The sequence below is a fragment of the Aeromonas sp. 602396 genome, assembly GCF_049173735.1.
GTDB classification, from domain to species: Bacteria; Pseudomonadota; Gammaproteobacteria; order Enterobacterales; family Aeromonadaceae; genus Aeromonas; species Aeromonas veronii_A.
Window position 1 is genome coordinate 52616 of record NZ_JAAKSD010000017.1, and the last position, 17074, is coordinate 69689.

General features: G+C 61.1%; 16 protein-coding genes. 4 read left to right on the plus strand and 12 right to left on the minus strand.

Annotation, left to right across the window (positions count from 1 at the left end; translation table 11 throughout):
* Nucleotides 1-34: 34 nt before the first annotated feature.
* From G5229_RS18035 to glyA, 10 genes are all read right to left on the minus strand, one after another.
* Complete coding sequence (locus G5229_RS18035) at nt 35-1759, minus strand: dipeptide ABC transporter ATP-binding protein (RefSeq protein ID WP_100654430.1); 1725 nt, start codon at nt 1757-1759, stop codon at nt 35-37.
* A 487-nt stretch (nt 1760-2246) separates the two neighbouring features.
* A complete protein-coding gene (locus G5229_RS18040; RefSeq protein ID WP_421209903.1) occupies nt 2247-2741 on the minus strand; it encodes a phosphatidylglycerophosphatase A in 495 nt (164 codons plus the stop codon).
* Nucleotides 2738-3697, minus strand: coding sequence for a thiamine-phosphate kinase (gene thiL / locus G5229_RS18045; RefSeq protein WP_323914540.1), 960 nt, complete (start codon nt 3695-3697; stop codon nt 2738-2740). The genes G5229_RS18040 and thiL overlap by 4 nt, the downstream gene beginning before the upstream one ends.
* Nucleotides 3698-3754: 57 nt before the next feature.
* Nucleotides 3755-4168 (minus strand): transcription antitermination factor NusB, encoded by a 414-nt coding sequence (nusB, locus tag G5229_RS18050; protein WP_005343514.1) that lies wholly within the window; start codon nt 4166-4168, stop codon nt 3755-3757.
* Between the two features lie 14 nt (nt 4169-4182).
* Entirely contained in the window at nt 4183-4653 is a 471-nt protein-coding gene (gene ribE, locus G5229_RS18055; protein ID WP_005338866.1) for a 6,7-dimethyl-8-ribityllumazine synthase, read from the minus strand.
* A 276-nt stretch (nt 4654-4929) separates the two neighbouring features.
* Nucleotides 4930-6039: a bifunctional 3,4-dihydroxy-2-butanone-4-phosphate synthase/GTP cyclohydrolase II gene (gene ribBA / locus G5229_RS18060; RefSeq protein ID WP_005358461.1), complete on the minus strand. Its 1110-nt coding sequence runs from the start codon at nt 6037-6039 to the stop codon at nt 4930-4932.
* Nucleotides 6040-6188: 149 nt separating this feature from the next.
* Nucleotides 6189-6842: a riboflavin synthase gene (locus G5229_RS18065; RefSeq protein ID WP_005349507.1), complete on the minus strand. Its 654-nt coding sequence runs from the start codon at nt 6840-6842 to the stop codon at nt 6189-6191.
* Between the two features lie 55 nt (nt 6843-6897).
* A complete protein-coding gene (ribD, locus tag G5229_RS18070; RefSeq protein ID WP_421209906.1) occupies nt 6898-8007 on the minus strand; it encodes a bifunctional diaminohydroxyphosphoribosylaminopyrimidine deaminase/5-amino-6-(5-phosphoribosylamino)uracil reductase RibD in 1110 nt (369 codons plus the stop codon).
* A gap of 97 nt (nt 8008-8104) precedes the next feature.
* Nucleotides 8105-8554, minus strand: coding sequence for a transcriptional regulator NrdR (nrdR, locus tag G5229_RS18075; RefSeq protein WP_005338880.1), 450 nt, complete (start codon nt 8552-8554; stop codon nt 8105-8107).
* 150 nt (nt 8555-8704) lie between these two features.
* Nucleotides 8705-9958: a serine hydroxymethyltransferase gene (gene glyA, locus G5229_RS18080; protein ID WP_128816070.1), complete on the minus strand. Its 1254-nt coding sequence runs from the start codon at nt 9956-9958 to the stop codon at nt 8705-8707.
* 324 nt (nt 9959-10282) lie between these two features.
* On the opposite strand from glyA, the gene G5229_RS18085 reads away from it, so the two are divergent.
* Nucleotides 10283-10567 (plus strand): hypothetical protein, encoded by a 285-nt coding sequence (locus G5229_RS18085; protein WP_088870031.1) that lies wholly within the window; start codon nt 10283-10285, stop codon nt 10565-10567.
* A gap of 48 nt (nt 10568-10615) precedes the next feature.
* On the opposite strand, the gene torS is transcribed toward G5229_RS18085, so the two are convergent.
* The gene (gene torS, locus G5229_RS18090) at nt 10616-13441 is read right to left on the minus strand and encodes a TMAO reductase system sensor histidine kinase/response regulator TorS (RefSeq protein ID WP_421209907.1); all 2826 of its coding nucleotides are present in this window, start codon (nt 13439-13441) and stop codon (nt 10616-10618) included.
* A 70-nt stretch (nt 13442-13511) separates the two neighbouring features.
* Here torS and torT point away from each other — a divergent pair, with 70 nt between their 5' ends.
* Together torT and G5229_RS18100 are read left to right on the plus strand one after the other, a co-directional pair.
* Entirely contained in the window at nt 13512-14558 is a 1047-nt protein-coding gene (gene torT, locus G5229_RS18095) for a TMAO reductase system periplasmic protein TorT (protein ID WP_421209909.1), read from the plus strand.
* 37 nt (nt 14559-14595) lie between these two features.
* Nucleotides 14596-15000 (plus strand): GFA family protein, encoded by a 405-nt coding sequence (locus tag G5229_RS18100; RefSeq protein WP_005338893.1) that lies wholly within the window; start codon nt 14596-14598, stop codon nt 14998-15000.
* Between the two features lie 36 nt (nt 15001-15036).
* On the opposite strand, the gene torR is transcribed toward G5229_RS18100, so the two are convergent.
* Nucleotides 15037-15750 carry a two-component system response regulator TorR gene (torR, locus tag G5229_RS18105; protein ID WP_421209911.1) on the minus strand — a complete coding sequence of 238 codons (714 nt, stop codon included), beginning with the start codon at nt 15748-15750 and terminating at the stop codon, nt 15037-15039.
* 145 nt (nt 15751-15895) lie between these two features.
* Between torR and torC the strand changes: the two genes are divergently transcribed.
* Nucleotides 15896-17062 carry a pentaheme c-type cytochrome TorC gene (gene torC, locus G5229_RS18110; protein ID WP_421209913.1) on the plus strand — a complete coding sequence of 389 codons (1167 nt, stop codon included), beginning with the start codon at nt 15896-15898 and terminating at the stop codon, nt 17060-17062.
* Nucleotides 17063-17074: the final 12 nt, after the last annotated feature.

Consider the following 17074-nt stretch of genomic DNA (forward strand, 5'->3'; position numbering starts at 1 on the left):
TTTTTGACAAGCAGACCGGCGCACCGGCGCTCTCCTAGCTTGCGATTTCCAGCCCCTCGCGGGACATTCCCTTGAACTCCGGCATGAGGGAGATCAGCTTGCGGCTGTACTCATGCTCGGCATTGGTAAAGAGTTTCTCGGTCTCGGCCACTTCCACCAAATGGCCGTGCTGCATCACCCCGATGCGGTCGCACATCTGGCGGATCACCGGCAGATCGTGGCTGATAAACAGCATGGTGAGCTTGAGCTCCTGCTGCAAATCCTTGAGCAGGTTGAGGATCTGGGCCTGCACCGACACATCCAGCGCCGAGGTCGGCTCGTCGCAGATAAGGAAGCGCGGGCGAGTGGCCAGGGCGCGGGCAATGGAGATGCGCTGGCGCTGACCGCCGGAGAACTCGTGGGGGTACTTGAGGCCAGCACCACGGCCAAGACCCACGTGATCCAGCAGATCGCCGACAATCCCCTCAATCTGGCTCTCGCTGCTCGCCAGCTGATGGAAGCGGATCGGCTCGGCAATGATGTCGCGCACCTTCATCCGCGGGTTCATCGACGAATAGGGGTTCTGGAACACCATCTGCATCTGGCGACGCAGCGGGCGACGTTCGCGCTCGCTCTTGAGAGCGGTCAGATCGATCCCCTCGAAGAAAATCTTGCCGGTATCAGGCGGATAGAGACCGGTGATGGCGCGGGCAATGGTCGATTTGCCGGAGCCCGACTCCCCCACCAGACCGAAGGTTTCACCCTCGAAGATCTCGAAGCTGATGTTGTTGCAGGCGCGTACATACTGGCGGCGGCTCGGGAAGATGGAGTCCTTGGTGACGAACTTCAGATCGACGTTCTCCACCCGCAACAGCGCCCCTTCATAGGCTCGCTCGTCCTGACTCTGGCCGAGCCAGTGAGTCTTGAGGTCGATATTGGTATCCGGCGCACTGGCATCCTCGATATAGGAGACCAGCGGGAAGCGCACCAGCTTCACATCGGAACGGGGGACCGCCGAGATGAGGCTGCGGGTATAGGGGTGATTGGGGCTGCCCAACACCTGTTCGGTCAGGCCGAACTCCACCAGATCGCCGCGATACATCACCGCCACCTTGTCGGTAACGTTGGAGACCACGCCCATGTCGTGGGTCACCAGCATGCAGCCCACCTGACGCTCTTTGCAGAGTGCGCGGATAAGCTGGAGGATCTGATCCTGAATGGAAACGTCGAGCGCCGTAGTCGGCTCATCGGCGATGATCAGCTCCGGATCGCAGGAGAGCGCAATGGCGATAACCACCCGCTGACGCATGCCACCGGAGAACTGGTGCGGATACTGTTTGATGCGCAGCTCCGGCTGCGGAATACCCACCGCCCCCATCAGCTCCAGCGCCTTGGCAAAAGCGGCCTCGCGAGAGAGATCGGTATTGGCCAGAATGGTCTCCACCAACTGATGCTCAACGGTGAACAGCGGGTTGAGGGAGGTCATGGGGTCCTGGAAGATGAACCCGATACGGGAGCCACGGATGGCCCGCATCTCGTTCTGGCTCTTGCCGGAGATGAGCTCGCCATTGAGATAGATATCGCCACGGGCGATGCGACCCGGCGGGCTCAGGAGGTCGATAACGGCGTTGCCGATTGTGGACTTGCCGGCGCCGGATTCACCGACCACCCCGACAATCTCACCCTTTTCGATAGAGAAAGAGAGATCCTTTACCGCGGCCAGCACCCCGTAGCGGGAGGGGTACTCGATCCGCAAGTTCTTTACTTCGAGCAAGGACATGTTTACCTCTGCGGGGGACATCCGTCCCAAATAATTCGTCCGTAAATCAGCCGCAGATGCCGGTTGTTACCTTGGGCAATATTTGCTCAATCCATGAGGCAGCGAAACCAGCGATCCGGGCGGGTTTTTTGCATTTTTTTGGAATAACCCGCGAGTAACTTAGACGGTTTGACCACGGGTGTAAATGATTGAGTTATACAATTCCGCAATGTTTTGTGCAGATAACCACCAATTCGGCAGAGATAAATGATGATTTTCATCACACAAATGGCCGGTGCGTCCGTACATCTATTGGTATCATTACTTTAATTTCAACAACAACGCAACAAGCAGCATTTATCACTATTTCCAAAACAATCACCAGCCCCGAATGAGTAGTGAATATTTATGTGAAATGGATGATAAACGGCAGCATATGCCGATGAATGAAAATTAAGCAGATATAAATCGGGGGATGCCAGAACGGTCATCCCCCGGAAGATGGCTCTCAGCCGAGCCAGAATGCCAGTAATTGCATACAAAACAGGGCGAACAGGCCGGCGATCAGATCGTCCAGCATGATGCCCAGACCACCGTGGATCCGGCGATCAAACCAGGAGATGGGCCAGGGCTTGAGCACATCAAACAACCGGAACAGCGCGAAGCCCGCCACCACCCACTCCCAGCCGGCTGGCGCGGCGATCATGGTGACGCCAAAACCGATCACCTCGTCCCAGACGATGGCGCCATGATCCGGCATGCCGATGGCATCGGTGGCGCTCTGGCAGATACGGATCCCCACAACAAAACCCACCGCCAGCAAGGCGATAAACCAATAGGTCGGCAGACCGCTCACCAGCAGGTAGAGCGGAATGGCCGCCAGGGTGCCCATGGTGCCTGGCGCCTTGGGGCTGAGACCGGAACCAAACCCCACCGCCAAAAAATGAAGCGGATTTTTCAGATCCAGTCGTGTCAGCTCGGGCTTTATCCTTAACAAACTCATGCGAAGTGATCCCACCCTTTCAGTTGCAGCTCGACCGCTTGGTCGCCACGCAGGTAGTCGATGCCCGGCTCGCCCGCCACGATGCGGCCGATGCGGCTGAACTTGACCCCGCTGTGGGCCAGCGCCGTATCGAGCGCGCCGCGGTGCTCCTCCGGTACGGTGAAGCAGAGCTCGTAGTCATCGCCACCGGCCAGCGCCAGTTGCCACGCCTCCTGCTCGCTCACCGCATCCTGCAGCACCGGCGAGAGCGGCAGCATATCGAGATCGATCTGGGCCCGCACACCGGACGCCTTGAGGATATGGCCGAGATCCGATGCCAGACCGTCGGAGAGATCCAGCGCACTACCCGCCAGCCCGCGCAGCGCCTGACCGGCCAGAATGCGGGGATGGGGGTGGTCGAGCCGTGGCAGCACAGCTGCCAGCTGGTTCTCGTTGAGGGTGCGTTTGCCCAGCAGGTGGGAAAGCGCCAGCGCGGCATCCCCCAAAGTGCCGGTGACATAGATGCCGTCACCCGCTTTGGCGCCGCTGCGCATCAGGGCGCGACCGGCAGGCACCGATCCCTTCACCGAGATGGTGATGGAGAGCGGCCCGCGGGTCATGTCTCCGCCCACCAGCGCGACGTTGTAGTACTCGGCCAGCTCCAGAAACCCTTCGGCAAAACCGGCGACCCAACCTTCGTTAATGGCAGGCAGGGTCAGCGCCAGCGACACCCAGCGCGGCTCGGCCCCCATGGCGGCGAGATCGGAGAGATTGACCGCCAGCGCCTTGTAGCCGAGATCCACCGGATCCATGTCGGGAAAGAAGTGTACGCCGCTCACCAGAGTGTCGGTGCTCACCGCCAGCTGGGTATCGGGGGGCAGGGTCAGCAGGGCACAGTCATCTCCAGGGCCCATCACCACGTCCTTGCGGGCGTGGGGGACCTTGAAGTACTTATCAATCAGCTCAAATTCACCCATACAGTAAAAAGCCAGCAATAAGCTGGCTCCTCTCTTAGATGCTGACGGACAGCAGGATCAACGCTTGTTCAGCGACTTGATCACCTTGTCCAGTACACCGTTGACAAACTTGTGGCTGTCATCGGCAGCAAAAGCTTTGGCCAGCTCGATCGCTTCGTTGATGACCACGCGCGGCGGTACATCATCACGACGGGTCAGCTCGTAGGTCGCCAGACGCAGGATCGCCTTGTCCACCATGTCCACTTCTTCCAGCGGACGGGAGAGGAAAGGTGCAAACACCTTGTCCAGCTCGCTGCAGTGGAGGGCTACCCCGAACAGCAGATCGCGGAAATAGTTCAGGTCTACACCCTTGGTGTCCTGATCGATCTTGAACTGCTCTTCGATGTCACCCACGTTAGCCTTGGTCATCTGCCACTGGTAGATGGCCTGGGTGGCGCAATGGCGGGCTTTACGGCGCTCAGACGGTTTCAATGTACTTCTCCTCGTTACACGTCCAGTTCTTTCAGGACGTTGATCATTTCGAGCGCTGCCAGTGCAGCCTCTGCACCCTTGTTACCCGCCTTGGTACCTGCACGCTCGATGGCTTGTTCAATGTTTTCAGTGGTCAGCACACCGAAGGCAACGGGAATTTCATATTCCATCATTACCTGGGCCATGCCCTTGCTGTTCTCGTTTGCCACCAGGTCGAAGTGGTAGGTGCCGCCACGGATGACAGTACCGACCGCCACGATGGCATCGTATTGACCACTCTTGGCCAGCTTCTTGATGACCAATGGCATTTCAACCGCGCCCGGCACTTTTACCAGTGTCAGGTTGCTGTCCTGCACTTGACCTTGACGCTTCAGTACGTCCACCGCGCCGTTCACCAGACTGTCGTTGATGAAGCTGTTGAAACGGGCAACAACAATAGCAACGCGCGCCTCAGGAGCGGCGATATTTCCTTCGATAACCTTCATTGGAAATCCTGTATCTGTGCAATCAAAAGGGCCGGAGTCAAAAGTGCGCACATTCTAGCACAACAGACCCACGACAAAAACCATGGCCGCAATAGACGGCCATGATCGCGATTTAACCAGTCCGGCGCGCTTACTCGCCGGTAAATTCCACGACTTCCAGACCGAAACCGCCCGGAAGGGGATGGTACTTCTCTGGTAGAACGTTACTCGCCAACGTACTCAACCACTTCCAAACCGAAACCACCCGGAAGGGGATGGTACTTCTCTGGTGGAGCTTTACTCGCCGACGTACTCAACCACTTCCAGACCGAAACCACCGAGGGCATGGTACTTCTTCGGCGAGCTCAACAGGCGCATCTTGCTCACGCCGAGCGCCTTGAGGATCTGGGAACCGACACCCACCCGGCGCGAGGTGCCCTGCCACTTGGCTCCTTCCGGTGCCAACCCCTTGTCGGCGGCTTCAAAACCCTTGACCCTAGCCAGCAGCTCGGCGCCATGGGATTCCGCCCCCAAAATCACCAGCACGCCGCCTTCGTCAGCGATGCGGGCCATGGATTTGGGCAGCGGCCAGCTACGGGCTGCATGGCGGTCGGTCAGCAGCAGATCGCTCAGCACATCGTGCAGATGAACCCGCACCAGCGTCGGCTGATCGGCCTGCACCTCACCCTTTTTCAGGGCGAAGTGAACCTGATTGTCGATAGTGTCGCGGAAGGTGATGAGGTCGAACTCGCCAAACTCGGTCGGCAGCTTGCACTCGGCCACCTTCTCGACCGTGGTCTCGTGCTGGTTGCGGTACTCGATAAGATCGGCGATGGTGCCAAGCTTGATGCCGTGCTCCTCGGCGAACACCTCCAGATCCGGACGGCGCGCCATGGTGCCATCTTCGTTGAGGATCTCGACGATGACGGCGGCAGGCTCGAAACCGGCCAGACGGGCCAGATCGCAACCAGCTTCGGTGTGACCGGCACGGGTCAGCACACCGCCATCCTGTGCCATCAGCGGGAAGATGTGGCCCGGCTGCACCAGATCGGCCGCCTTGGCATTGGGCGCGACAGCCGCCTGCACGGTCACCGCACGATCGGCGGCTGAGATACCTGTGGTCACCCCTTCTGCCGCCTCGATGGAGACGGTAAAGGCGGTGGAGAACTGGGCATTGTTGCGATCCACCATCAGCGGCAGCGCCAATTGCTTGCAGCGATCCCGGGTCAGGGTCAGGCAGATGAGGCCACGGCCGTAGCGGGCCATGAAGTTGATATCCTCCGGACGGACGCAGGAGGCGGCCATGATGAGGTCCCCTTCGTTCTCCCTGTCTTCGTCATCCATCAGGATCACCATCTTGCCAGCCTTGATATCGGCAATGATTTCCTGGGTTGTGCTCAGCGCCATGGGCTACTCCATCAGTGTGCTTGGGGGTTGAGCCCGCAGGCTCAACGCAAATGCGTGTGTATGTTGCTCTAGATTGGGGCTAGCGGCTCCATTTCAATCAGAGCGGGATCACAGAAAATCGTTTTGGTGGCCAGACTCAGCGCACACCGTCAGAGAAAACCGGCCTTGGCCAGCGTCTCCATGGTCAGGGTCGAGGCGCTGCTCTCCTGACTTTTTCCCATCATCAGCCGCTCCAGATAACGGGCGATCTGATCCACCTCGAGGTTGACCTTGTGACCCGGCTTCCAGCTGGCAATAGTGGTCTCCTGCGCGGTGTGGGGCACGATCGTCAGGCGGAAAAGGTCCCCCTGCACCGCGTTGACGGTGAGGCTGATGCCATCCACCGCAATGGAACCTTTCTCGGCGATGTAGCGGGAGAGCTCGCCCGGAGCCTTGATCCAGTACTCGATGGCGCGGCCGCTGCTGGAGACACTTTTCACCTCCCCTACCCCATCCACGTGGCCGGAGACCAGATGGCCGCCGAGGCGGGAGGTGGGCATCAGCGCCTTCTCGAGGTTGACCCGATCGCCCACTCTGGCGGCGGCAAAACCGGTACGGGAGAGGGTTTCCAGCGACACGTCGGCGGTATAACTCTTGTCGCCCAGCGCCACCACGGTGAGGCAGACGCCGTTGGTGGCGATGGAGTCGCCCAGTTTGACGTCGCTAAAATCCAGACCTGGTGCGTGGACGGTGAGGGCCATGTCATCGCCCTGACGACGCAGTTCGGCCAGGGTTCCCACCGCTTCGATAATTCCGGTAAACATGCAGATCACCTTGCTGATGACGGGGGCTGATTATGCCCCCTTGAACATTGATAAATCAGGCTATTTTGGCGGTAATGCGAATATCCGGCCCCACCATGCGCACGTCCTTGATGGCGAGCTTGGGCGCCTGGAACAGCCGGGTCAGGCCCGGCAGATGGAACAGGCCACGCCCCTCGTCACCCATCAATTTTGGAGCCTGATAGAGCACCAGCTCATCCACCAGCCCTTTTTCCAGCAGAGCACCGCACAGCCGCGGGCCCGCCTCGACCAGCACCGAGTTGACGTTCTGTTTGGCCAGCAGCATGAAGAGGCTGACCAGATCCAGCTTGCCATCCAGCAGCGGCAGCTCCAGCTGCTGCACCCACTCGGGCCACTCGCAGGACGCCTTGTGCCGAGCCAGCAGCACCGGGCTCTCGCTCTGGAACATCGGCAGATCCGGGGTGAGCCGGTTTTGCGAATCGACGATGACCCGCAGCGGCTGACGCAGGGTCTCTTTGGGATAGCTCGCCTTGACCGAGGGGGGCAGCTCGTCCCAGCGCACGGTCAGGGAGGCACCGTCAGCCAGCACGGTTTCGGCGCTGGAGAGTACCGCATCGTGGCGGGCCCGCAGTCGTTGCACATCGCGGCGCGCATCCGGGGAGGTGATCCACTGGCTCTCACCGCTCGCCATGGCGGTGCGGCCATCGAGGCTGGCTCCCAACTTGACGGTCACCCGCGGGAAGGCGGTACGCATCCGCTTGAAAAAGCCCGGGTTGAGCGCTTCGGCTTCACTCGCCAACAGGCCGAAATCGGTCTTGATCCCCGCTTCGGAGAGCATACGCAGGCCGCGTCCGCCAACCTGGGGATTGGGGTCAACCATGGCCGCCACCACCCGGGCCACCCCGGCGTTGATCAGCGCCTCGGCGCAGGGAGGGGTACGGCCGTGGTGGGAGCAGGGCTCGAGGGTCACATAGGCGGTAGCGCCACGGGCGTTGTCACCGGCGGCGCGCAGGGCGTAAACCTCGGCATGGGGCTCGCCCGCCTTCTGATGCCACCCTTCGCCAACCACCACGCCATCTTTGACCAGCACGGCGCCGACGCAGGGATTGGGGGCCGTGGTGTAGCGGCCGCGGCGGGCCAGTTCGAGGGCCCGACTCATCCATTGGTAATCATCTTGACTAAACATTCGGGCTCCTTTGACAACACATCTCGGCTTTACGCAGTATCGTAGGTTCGATTAGCGCAGCGTAATCGGACGCGGCAACATGGGTGAGAATGGCGGTTTACTTCTCCAGCTTGGCAATCTCTTCGCCGAACTCGCGAATATCTTCGAAGCTGCGATAGACGGAGGCAAAGCGGATATAGGCCACCTTGTCCAGACTCTTGAGCTCATCCATCACCAGATTGCCCACCAGCTCGGAGGCGACTTCGCGCTCGCCGGTGGCACGCAGGCGGGATTTGATATGGTTGACCGCTTTTTCGATGGCCTCCATGCTCACCGGCCGCTTCTCCAGCGCCCGCAGGATGCCGGCACGCAGCTTGTCTTCATTGAACGGCTCGCGGGAGCCGTTGGACTTGATGACGCGGGGCATCACCAGCTCGGCCATTTCGAAGGTGGTAAAACGCTCGTGACAGAGCAGACACTCACGACGGCGGCGCACCTGATGGCCTTCTGCCACCAGACGGGAATCGATCACCTTGGTATCAACCGCACTACAGAATGGGCAATGCATCGGACCTCCGGCGTTAATGGAACAGGGACCGGCCCGGCGGGCCAGGATCTAGGTCGGCCAGTGTAGCACGGCCATCCAAAACCGGTAAAAGCCAGAAAAAACAATGCCACCCGCAGGTGGCATTGGTCTCAAACCGGATGGTCTGACTTATCAGCCATAGACCGGGAAGCGGCGGCAGATATCCAGCACCTTCTCGCGTACGGTGGCCAGCACAGCATCGTTGTCGTGGTTGTCCAGTACGTCGCAGATCCAGTGGGTCAGCTCGATGGACTCGGCTTCCTTGAAACCACGGCGGGTGATGGCCGGGGTACCGATACGTACACCGGAGGTGACGAACGGGGAGCGCGGGTCGTTGGGCACGGAGTTCTTGTTGACGGTGATGTTGGCTTTGCCCAGCGCAGCGTCAGCATCCTTACCGGTCAGCTCGCGGCCGATCAGGTCAACCAGCATCAGGTGGTTGTCGGTACCGCCGGAGACGATCTTGTAACCGCGCTCGATAAAGGTCTCAGCCATCGCCTTGGCGTTTTTCACGACCTGAGCCTGATAGGTCTTGAACTCCGGCTCCAGCGCCTCTTTGAAGGCAACGGCTTTACCGGCGATGACGTGCATCAGCGGGCCACCCTGGCCACCCGGGAAGACGGCAGAGTTGAGCTTCTTGTAGAGCTCCTCGTCGTCAGCAGCGGAGAGGATCAGACCACCGCGCGGACCGGCCAGGGTCTTGTGGGTGGTGGAGGTGACCACGTGAGCGTGGGGAACCGGGTTCGGGTAGACGCCAGCGGCAATCAGACCCGCCACGTGAGCCATGTCGACGAACAGGTAGGCACCGACCTTGTCGGCGATTTCGCGCATGCGGGCCCAGTCAACGATGCCGGAGTAGGCGGAGAAGCCACCGATCATCATCTTCGGCTTGTGCTCGACAGCCTGACGTTCCATGTCGTCGTAGTCGATCTTGCCGGACTCATCGATACCGTAAGGCACGATGTTGTAAAGCTTGCCGGAGAAGTTGACCGGAGAGCCGTGGGTCAGGTGACCGCCGTGGGCCAGGTTCATGCCCAGTACGGTGTCGCCCGGCTGCAGCAGAGCCATGTAAACGGCGCTGTTGGCCTGAGAGCCGGAGTGCGGCTGCACGTTGGCGTAAGTGGCACCGAACAGCTCTTTGGCGCGCTCGATGGCCAGGGTTTCGACCACATCCACATACTCGCAACCACCGTAGTAACGCTTGGAGGGGTAACCTTCGGCGTACTTGTTGGTCAGCTGGGAGCCCTGGGCTTCCATGACACGGGGGCTGGTGTAGTTCTCAGACGCAATCAGCTCGATATGCTCTTCCTGACGACGGGTTTCGTCTGTGATGGCCTGCCACAATTGCGGATCATAATTGGCGATGGTCATGTCACGTTTCAACATCCGTTTCTCTCCTGAAAATCGTTTGCGCGTTAGGTGAAGTGGGCGCGGGCATTGTAACGTGAGCTGGATCAAAGAGACAGTCCAACCACCTAAAAAAATGTTGAATTTATGTTGTAAAAAGCAAGATTCCCTCCCCGTTCAATACCCTGGCCGCTCCGCCAAACGGCACATTTTTCATCCCGCTGCGGGCGGGCAAAACCCGAAGGGGATCACAACGCCCTCTTTATCCATCCTGTAACATATTCATTCGAAACAAATTTAATGATGATGGAGCTGATTGCAGCCATGCATCCGAGGGGCTGCACCTAACCGGAGGAGTTCAAGATGGACCATCTGCTGACATTCGTGATCCTGGCTGTCTTTTTTCTGTTCTACTGGGTCTACTACACCAGCCAACGCAAGCATGTCCCCACCACCTCGTGGGAGCAGCTCCCCACCAAAGCCGACTATCTGGCGGCCCACCCTGAATCAGTCGATGGCGACATCATCTTCTGTTATCACTGCGGCCACCACGAGTTGCTGGAGGTGGGCATGGTGCACCTGACCGATTTTCGCCGGGAATGGGTCTGTGCCAAGTGCAAGCAGGTGCTGTTTCGCGAAATAGAATAACGGCGCAGGGGCTGGCCCCCTCTGAACGTTGTGCATCGCCAGCTGGGATCAGAACGGCGCCCCCCTGTTGGCCGCCAGCCACTGCTGCAACCCGCTCACCGCCGCGTCAAATTGCCCGCCGATTGCCGCAGGCTCCCCGCATCCCGCCTCAAGAGACGCACAGTGGCTGGCAAATTCGGTCAACCCAAGCGCCAGCGCACTCCCCTTGAGCTTGTGCGCCAGCTGACGTTGCTCACTTCCCTCACCCTGAGCCAACTTATCTACCAACACCCGCCCTTGCGACTCAAACAGCGCGACCAGCTGGCGGATCCGCGCCATGCCGAGCAGGGGCAGATCGGCATCCAGCACCGGATTGGCCCACTCAGGCTGGTTAGTTGAGGACGCGGCTGCAGATAATTGCACCTGCGGCTCGATAGAGGCGCCCTCTTGCCGAAATAGTTGATCGATGGCGTTCGCCAGCACCGCCAGCCGCACCGGCTTGCCGACAAAATCGACAAAGCCGGCGGCAAGGCAGTGGCGGATATCCTCCGGATACATCTGGGCCGAGATGGCGATGGCGGGCAGCGACCGCTCATGCATCTCCTCACTGATGGCGGCCAGATCCTCGCGCAGGGTCATACCGTCCATATCGGGCAGATTGATATCGAGTAGCGCCAGCTCGAAGGAGCGCTCGGTCACCAGTGCCAGCGCGCTGCGACCATCCTCCGCCAGGGTGACGCGATGGCCGAGGCGGGTCAGCATGCCGTGCGCCACCAGCCGGTTGATCTCGTTATCCTCCACCAGCAGGATGTCGCGGGACTGACCAAGGTGCAGCGGTTGCGCCTCGGCAGGCAGCTGGGCACTCGAGCGTTGCAAGGGCAGGCTGAAGCTGAATTCACACCCCTTGCCCGGTTCGCTGACAAGGTTCAGCTCGCCCCCCATGGCAGTCACCAGCTTGCGGCTGATCGCCAGTCCCAGCCCGGTGCCGCCCTGATGGCCTATATCACGCTTGCGCTGGCGAAACGCCTCGAACACCGCCTCCTGTTCATCGGTCGGAATGCCGGGGCCGGTATCGCGCACCACGAAGCGGATGCAGGGCTCGGCACAAGGGCCGTGACAGACAAGGGGCGCCACCGTCAGGGTAATCTGGCCACGGGCGGTAAACTTGACTGCATTGCCGAGCAAGTTGCCGAGCACCTGCCGCAGCTTGCCCAGATCCCCCTCGACCACAGGCGCCAGCCCGGGCGCATATTCCAGCGCCAGGGTGAACCCCTTGGCCTCTGCCTTTGGCCGAAACAACGCGCTGAGCTCATCCACCAGCTGGAACAGGGGGAAGGGCTCGCGGCGCGCCTCCACATGGCCCGCCTCTATCTTGGAGTAGTCGAGAATGTCGTTGAGGATCTCCAGCAGGGATTCGCCGCTGTGCTCGATGGCGGCCAGATAGCGCTGCTGGGTATCGCTGAGGTGGGTATCTTCCAGCAGCGTCAGGCCCCCGAGAATGCCGTTCATGGGGGTGCGGATCTCGTGGCTCATGGTGGCGAGAAACACCGACTTGGCGCGGTTGGCCTGTTCTGCCTCGGCGCGGGCCTGCCGCTGCTTCTCCACCTCCTCATTGAGCCGCTCGTTGGCGTGGCTGAGCTGGCCAGTGCGCTCCTCGACCCGCGACTCCAGCTCGCGCTGATAACGGCCCAGCTCAACCGCATTGTCACGAAACACCTGCAAGGCCCGCCCCAACTCCGCCAGCTCATCGCGCCCGGTACTGGCGATCGGCTCAAGGGGAGCCAGATCCCCGCGCGCCAACCGGCTCATCCCCGCCACCGCCCGTTGCAGCGGCCAGACGATCCGGCCGTAGACCATGCGCCACATCAGCAGCATCAGCAGTAGCAGGGTGAGCAGGCCAATGCCCATCAGCGCCTGCTCCAGCAGCCTGAGGCGCTGGCTTAGCGCCTGCTGGCTCTGCCCCAGCGAATCGCGGGCACGGCTGACCAGCTCACCGACCTGCTGGTTGAGGCTACTCATCAGGGCTTCATTGGCATTGGCCAGCACCCGCAGCGCCTCCCCCTTGCCGAGCCAGTCACTGCGCAGTTGCACCAGCTTGTCGCTTTGCGCCAGCACGGTCAGCGCCTGCTCCACCGCCTGCCGGCGGGCAGGATCGGTCACTGCCCCGGCCCGCAGTTGCAAGATAGCCAGCTCCCGCTGCCCCTCTTGCAATAGCGTTTGCAACTGTTCCTGCCGTTCGCTGCGCCACATCTCCTCGATGCGCTGCTGCTGCATCAGGGTGCGATGGCGCAGCTCGGTCATCTGCTCCAGCCAGTCGAGGTCCTGCTCCAGCAGGCGGTCCAGCGTCCGGGTCGCCTGCGCACCTTGCTGTTGGTAGAGGGAACCCAATCCCGCCACCATCACGGTTTCGGCGTTCTCCATCTGGCTGCGCGCCAGCTCGGCGATCTGTCCGGCCGCCGCCACCAGACGGGCCCGCTGCGCCTCACCCTGCGCCATCAGAGTCAGACGCTCTCCCACCAGCCAGCCCTGCTGGCCCAGATTGCCGATGATGCTCTGACTGAGCTGATCGAGGCTTGTTGAACCCTGCCCACGACCAAGTTGCGCCAGCACCTGCTGCAGCTGTTGCCCCTGCAGAGTGAGCAAGCGTCCCTGATGTTCCCGCTCCTGCTCACTGGTTGCGGTGGCCAGCAGCCGCGACGTGCTCTGGATCTCGCCGCTGAGGCGAGAGAGCGTGCGGGCCAGCTCCTGATCCGCCAGAGTCTGCTGCACCCCTTGCTCTAGCTGGCGCAGATGGCTAAGCCCCACCCACCCCAGCAGGGAGGCACTCAGTGTGAGTAATGCCATCAAGGAGAAGGCCAGCAGCAACTTGCCACCCAGGCCGGAAAAGATTCTCACGGGAAGTCCCTTGGTTGTGGTCGGCTTTGACCGGATAATATGGCCCAACACTTTAACAAAACCCCTGGCCATGCGAAGCGTCTATCTCTCCCCCTTGTTGCTGATCTGGTTGCTAATGCTTCCCCACGCCGCCCTCGCCTTTGCGGTCGATATCTGGCCCGGCGGCGAATTCAGCGGCCAGCCGCTGCGCCAGCAGTGGCAGGAACCCGCCGCCGCAACCAAACCCCTGACCCTCTGTGCACTCTACCCCCATCTGCGCGACGCCTACTGGCTCTCGGTCAATCAGGGCATGGTGGACGAAGCGAAGCGGCTGGGAGTCAAGTTGCAGATCCACGAAGCAGGGGGCTATGGCGCCCTCGCCGAGCAGCGCCAGCAGTTGCAGCGCTGCGTGCAGGAAGGGAGCGACGCCATCTTGCTCGGCGCGGTGAGCTATCAGGGCTTGCGCGAGGCCATCAAGGCCACGCCGCTGCCGCTCTTTGGTCTGGTCAACGATCTGCCCAGCGGTCTGGTGCAGGCGAAGGTGGGGGTCTCCTGGTACCAGATGGGCTGGCAAATCGGCCACTGGCTGGCGCAGCGTCACCCCGCCGGCAGCAAGCCGGTCTCGGTCGCCCTCTTCCCCGGCCCGCAGGCAAGCGGCGGCAACAATTTCGTCGAGCCGGGCTTTGCCGACGCCATCAAGGGGAGCGCCATCAAGCTGGTCACCACCGAGCGCGGCGACAACAGCCGGGAAATCCAGCGCACGCTGGTGCAGCAGACGCTGGCCCGCTATCCCGACCTCGACTATCTGGTGGGGGGCGCCATCGCCGCCGAAGTAGCGGTCAACGAGCTGGCGCAGCGCCATCTCGACAGGCCCCAGGTGCTGAGCACCTACTTCAGCCACGGGATACAGCGGGGCCTGCACCGGGGCAAGATCCTGGCCGCCAACAGCGATCAGATGCGGCTGCAGGGGCGCCTTGCGGTCGCTCAGGCGGTCTGCCTGCTGCAACACCCTGATGCCAATGCCGAACAGTGCCCGCGGGTGATGGGGCCACCCATTCTGACGCTGTCTGCGCCGCTGGCCGACCCCGCCGATTCCCTCTCGGATGGCGCTTTTCGTCCCGTCTATCGGGTCGAATAGCCGTTCCAAATCCGATCAGCACACTCAAGGAGAAGAGATGAAAGAGTTACATGCCAGCTGCCTGTGCGGCGCCGTCGCCCTGACCCTGCCGGATCAGTTCGACTATATGGGGAACTGCCACTGCAGCGAATGCCGCAAGTTTTCAGGGGGAGATTACGCCTCGGTCGGCGGACTGGATGGCAACAAGGTCACCATCGTAAAGGGGGAAGAGGCCATCGGCCGCTACCGGAAATCGGCAGAGACCACCCTCGCCTTCTGTCGTCACTGTGGCTCCAGCCTGTTCAGCCAGAAGAGCAGCAGCGGCAAGATCAACCTGCGCCTCGGGGTACTGGACGATGTGCCGAGCCAGCGACCCGCGTTTCACATCTTCGTCGGATCCAAGGCGCCCTGGCACCAGATTGGCGACGACTGCCCGCAATTTGATACCCGCCCGCCGGTCTGATACCCGGTCAAACAGGTCAAGGCCACCGCAACGGGGTCAGGAGGCTATCTCGCCGGCAAACAGATAGCCTTCACCATGGACGGTGACAAACAGCTGGGGATCCCGCGGATCCTCTTCCATCTTGCCGCGCAGCCGCCGGATCAACACGTCTATGGTGCGATCGCTCGGGCCATCGCCGCGATGGCTGATAAGGGTCAGGATCCGCTCCCGACTGAGCACCCGCCCGGCATGGGCGACAAAGGCCACCAGCACTTCATATTCGGCCTTGGTCAGACGCACCGGCACCCCGTCCTTGCTGAGCTGGCGACGGGGGATGTCAAAACGCCAGGGGCCGAAGCGCACCGCATCGTCAGCCACCGCAGGCTCGCTCGGCGCGGCGGCCGCCAGCGAGATCCGCCACAGCAGATTCTTGACCCGCACCAGCAACTCCCGTAGCTCGAATGGCTTGGTGACATAGTCGTCGGCCCCCATCTCGAGACCAACTATCCGGTCTACCGCATCACTGCGGCCGGTGACCAGAATGATCCCAACCGTGCTGCGCGCCCGCAGTTCACGGGTCAGCAGCAGACCATCTTCCCCCGGCAGATTGATATCCAGCATCACCAGATCGACCGGCTGCTCTGCCAGCACGGCGCGCATCTCCTGGCCGTTTTCGACCGCCGTCACCCGATAGCCCTCCCGCTCGAAATAGCCGGTCAGCTTCTCGCGGGTAACCGCATCATCTTCAACAACCAGAATGTGGTAGCTCATGGGCAGGGTTCACGATGGTCAACAAGGGAGGATTATTCTATTCACATTTTGTCATAAATACCCCTATTTCATTAATTTGTGGCGGCAGCCCTGTTCACAACGCCTCCCTATCATGGCTCCCATCAAAAAAGTGATGTGAGAGAGCATGATGAAAAAACTGTGGCACTTCCTGCGCACCCCCAGCCGTCGCTGGTCGGTACTGGCGCTGCTTCTGGTGGGCGTCGGCGTCACCCTAGCAGGCACCGTCGGCCTGCACTACGGCTTTGAGAAAACCAGCAGCCTCGAATTCTGTATCTCCTGCCACTCCATGAAAGACACCGTCTATCCGGAGTACAAGGAGTCCATCCACTTCAAGAATGCCTCAGGGGTACAGGCGGTCTGTACCGACTGTCACCAGCCGAAGGACTTTGTCGGCAAGGTGGCCCGCAAGATGGAGGCGGCCAACGACCTCTATCAGGAGTACATAGGCCACAGCATCGACACCCAGGAGAAGTTCGAGGACAGGCGCCTGCATTTGGCCGAGAAGGTGTGGGCACGGATGAGCAGCCAGAACTCCAAGACCTGCAAGTCCTGCCACAGCTACGACAACATGGATCACGCCAAGCAGTCCCCGGCGGCTGCGCTGGCGATGAAAGATGCGGCGGCGAAGAACATGAACTGCATCGAGTGCCACAAAGGCATCGCCCACGAACTGCCCAACATGGCGGGCGGCTTCCGGGCCACTTACGCCACCCTGGTCAACGACGCGCAAGAGGCGCCAGCCGCCGAGACCCTCTACAACCTGGGTGAAAAAGATCTCTACGCCAGCGAACAGAGCAGCGACCCGGTCGGCAAACTGCTGCCCGCCTCCCGCATCGACGTGGTGGACCGCAGCGGCGATCGCCTCAAGGTGACCATCGAAGGGTGGCGCGAGAGCGATGGCAAGGGCCGGGTGCTGAGCGAATACATGGGCAAGCGGGTCTTCGTCGCCACCATCCGTGACGAACTGAAAGCGAGCGAGAAAGTGCTCAAGCAGGAGACCGACAGCGCCACCCATATCAAGTGGGAGCAGGTTCAGGTGCAGGCCTGGGTCGATGGCAAGGGCTTTGAGTCCTCGCTCAAGCCGATCTGGGATTACGCCGGCGAGATGTACAAATCCACCTGCAACTCCTGCCACGGCGCACCGGATCCCGCTCACTTCACTGCCAACGGCTGGATTTCGGGACTCAAGGCGATGTCTGCCTACTATCGCCTGAGCAAGGAAGAGGAGCGCACCCTGCTCAAATACCTGCAAAACCATGCCGCCGATACCGGTGGTCAGGGCCGCCACTAAGTCCGGATTCGA

Bases quoted from the DNA above. Each gene is read 5' to 3' on its own strand.
- G5229_RS18035 (WP_100654430.1), bottom strand. From the start codon at position 1,759: ATGTCCTTGCTCGAAGTAAAGAACTTGCGGATCGAGTACCCCTCCCGC.
- torC (WP_421209913.1), top strand. From the start codon at position 15,896: ATGATGAAAAAACTGTGGCACTTCCTGCGCACCCCCAGCCGTCGCTGG.
- ribBA (WP_005358461.1), bottom strand. From the start codon at position 6,039: ATGGCGCTGAGCACAACCCAGGAAATCATTGCCGATATCAAGGCTGGC.
- glyA (WP_128816070.1), bottom strand. From the start codon at position 9,958: ATGTTGAAACGTGACATGACCATCGCCAATTATGATCCGCAATTGTGG.
- nrdR (WP_005338880.1), bottom strand. From the start codon at position 8,554: ATGCATTGCCCATTCTGTAGTGCGGTTGATACCAAGGTGATCGATTCC.
- torT (WP_421209909.1), top strand. From the start codon at position 13,512: ATGCGAAGCGTCTATCTCTCCCCCTTGTTGCTGATCTGGTTGCTAATG.
- G5229_RS18065 (WP_005349507.1), bottom strand. From the start codon at position 6,842: ATGTTTACCGGAATTATCGAAGCGGTGGGAACCCTGGCCGAACTGCGT.
- G5229_RS18100 (WP_005338893.1), top strand. From the start codon at position 14,596: ATGAAAGAGTTACATGCCAGCTGCCTGTGCGGCGCCGTCGCCCTGACC.
- ribE (WP_005338866.1), bottom strand. From the start codon at position 4,653: ATGAAGGTTATCGAAGGAAATATCGCCGCTCCTGAGGCGCGCGTTGCT.
- G5229_RS18040 (WP_421209903.1), bottom strand. From the start codon at position 2,741: ATGAGTTTGTTAAGGATAAAGCCCGAGCTGACACGACTGGATCTGAAA.
- ribD (WP_421209906.1), bottom strand. From the start codon at position 8,007: ATGTTTAGTCAAGATGATTACCAATGGATGAGTCGGGCCCTCGAACTG.
- G5229_RS18085 (WP_088870031.1), top strand. From the start codon at position 10,283: ATGGACCATCTGCTGACATTCGTGATCCTGGCTGTCTTTTTTCTGTTC.
- torR (WP_421209911.1), bottom strand. From the start codon at position 15,750: ATGAGCTACCACATTCTGGTTGTTGAAGATGATGCGGTTACCCGCGAG.
- thiL (WP_323914540.1), bottom strand. From the start codon at position 3,697: ATGGGTGAATTTGAGCTGATTGATAAGTACTTCAAGGTCCCCCACGCC.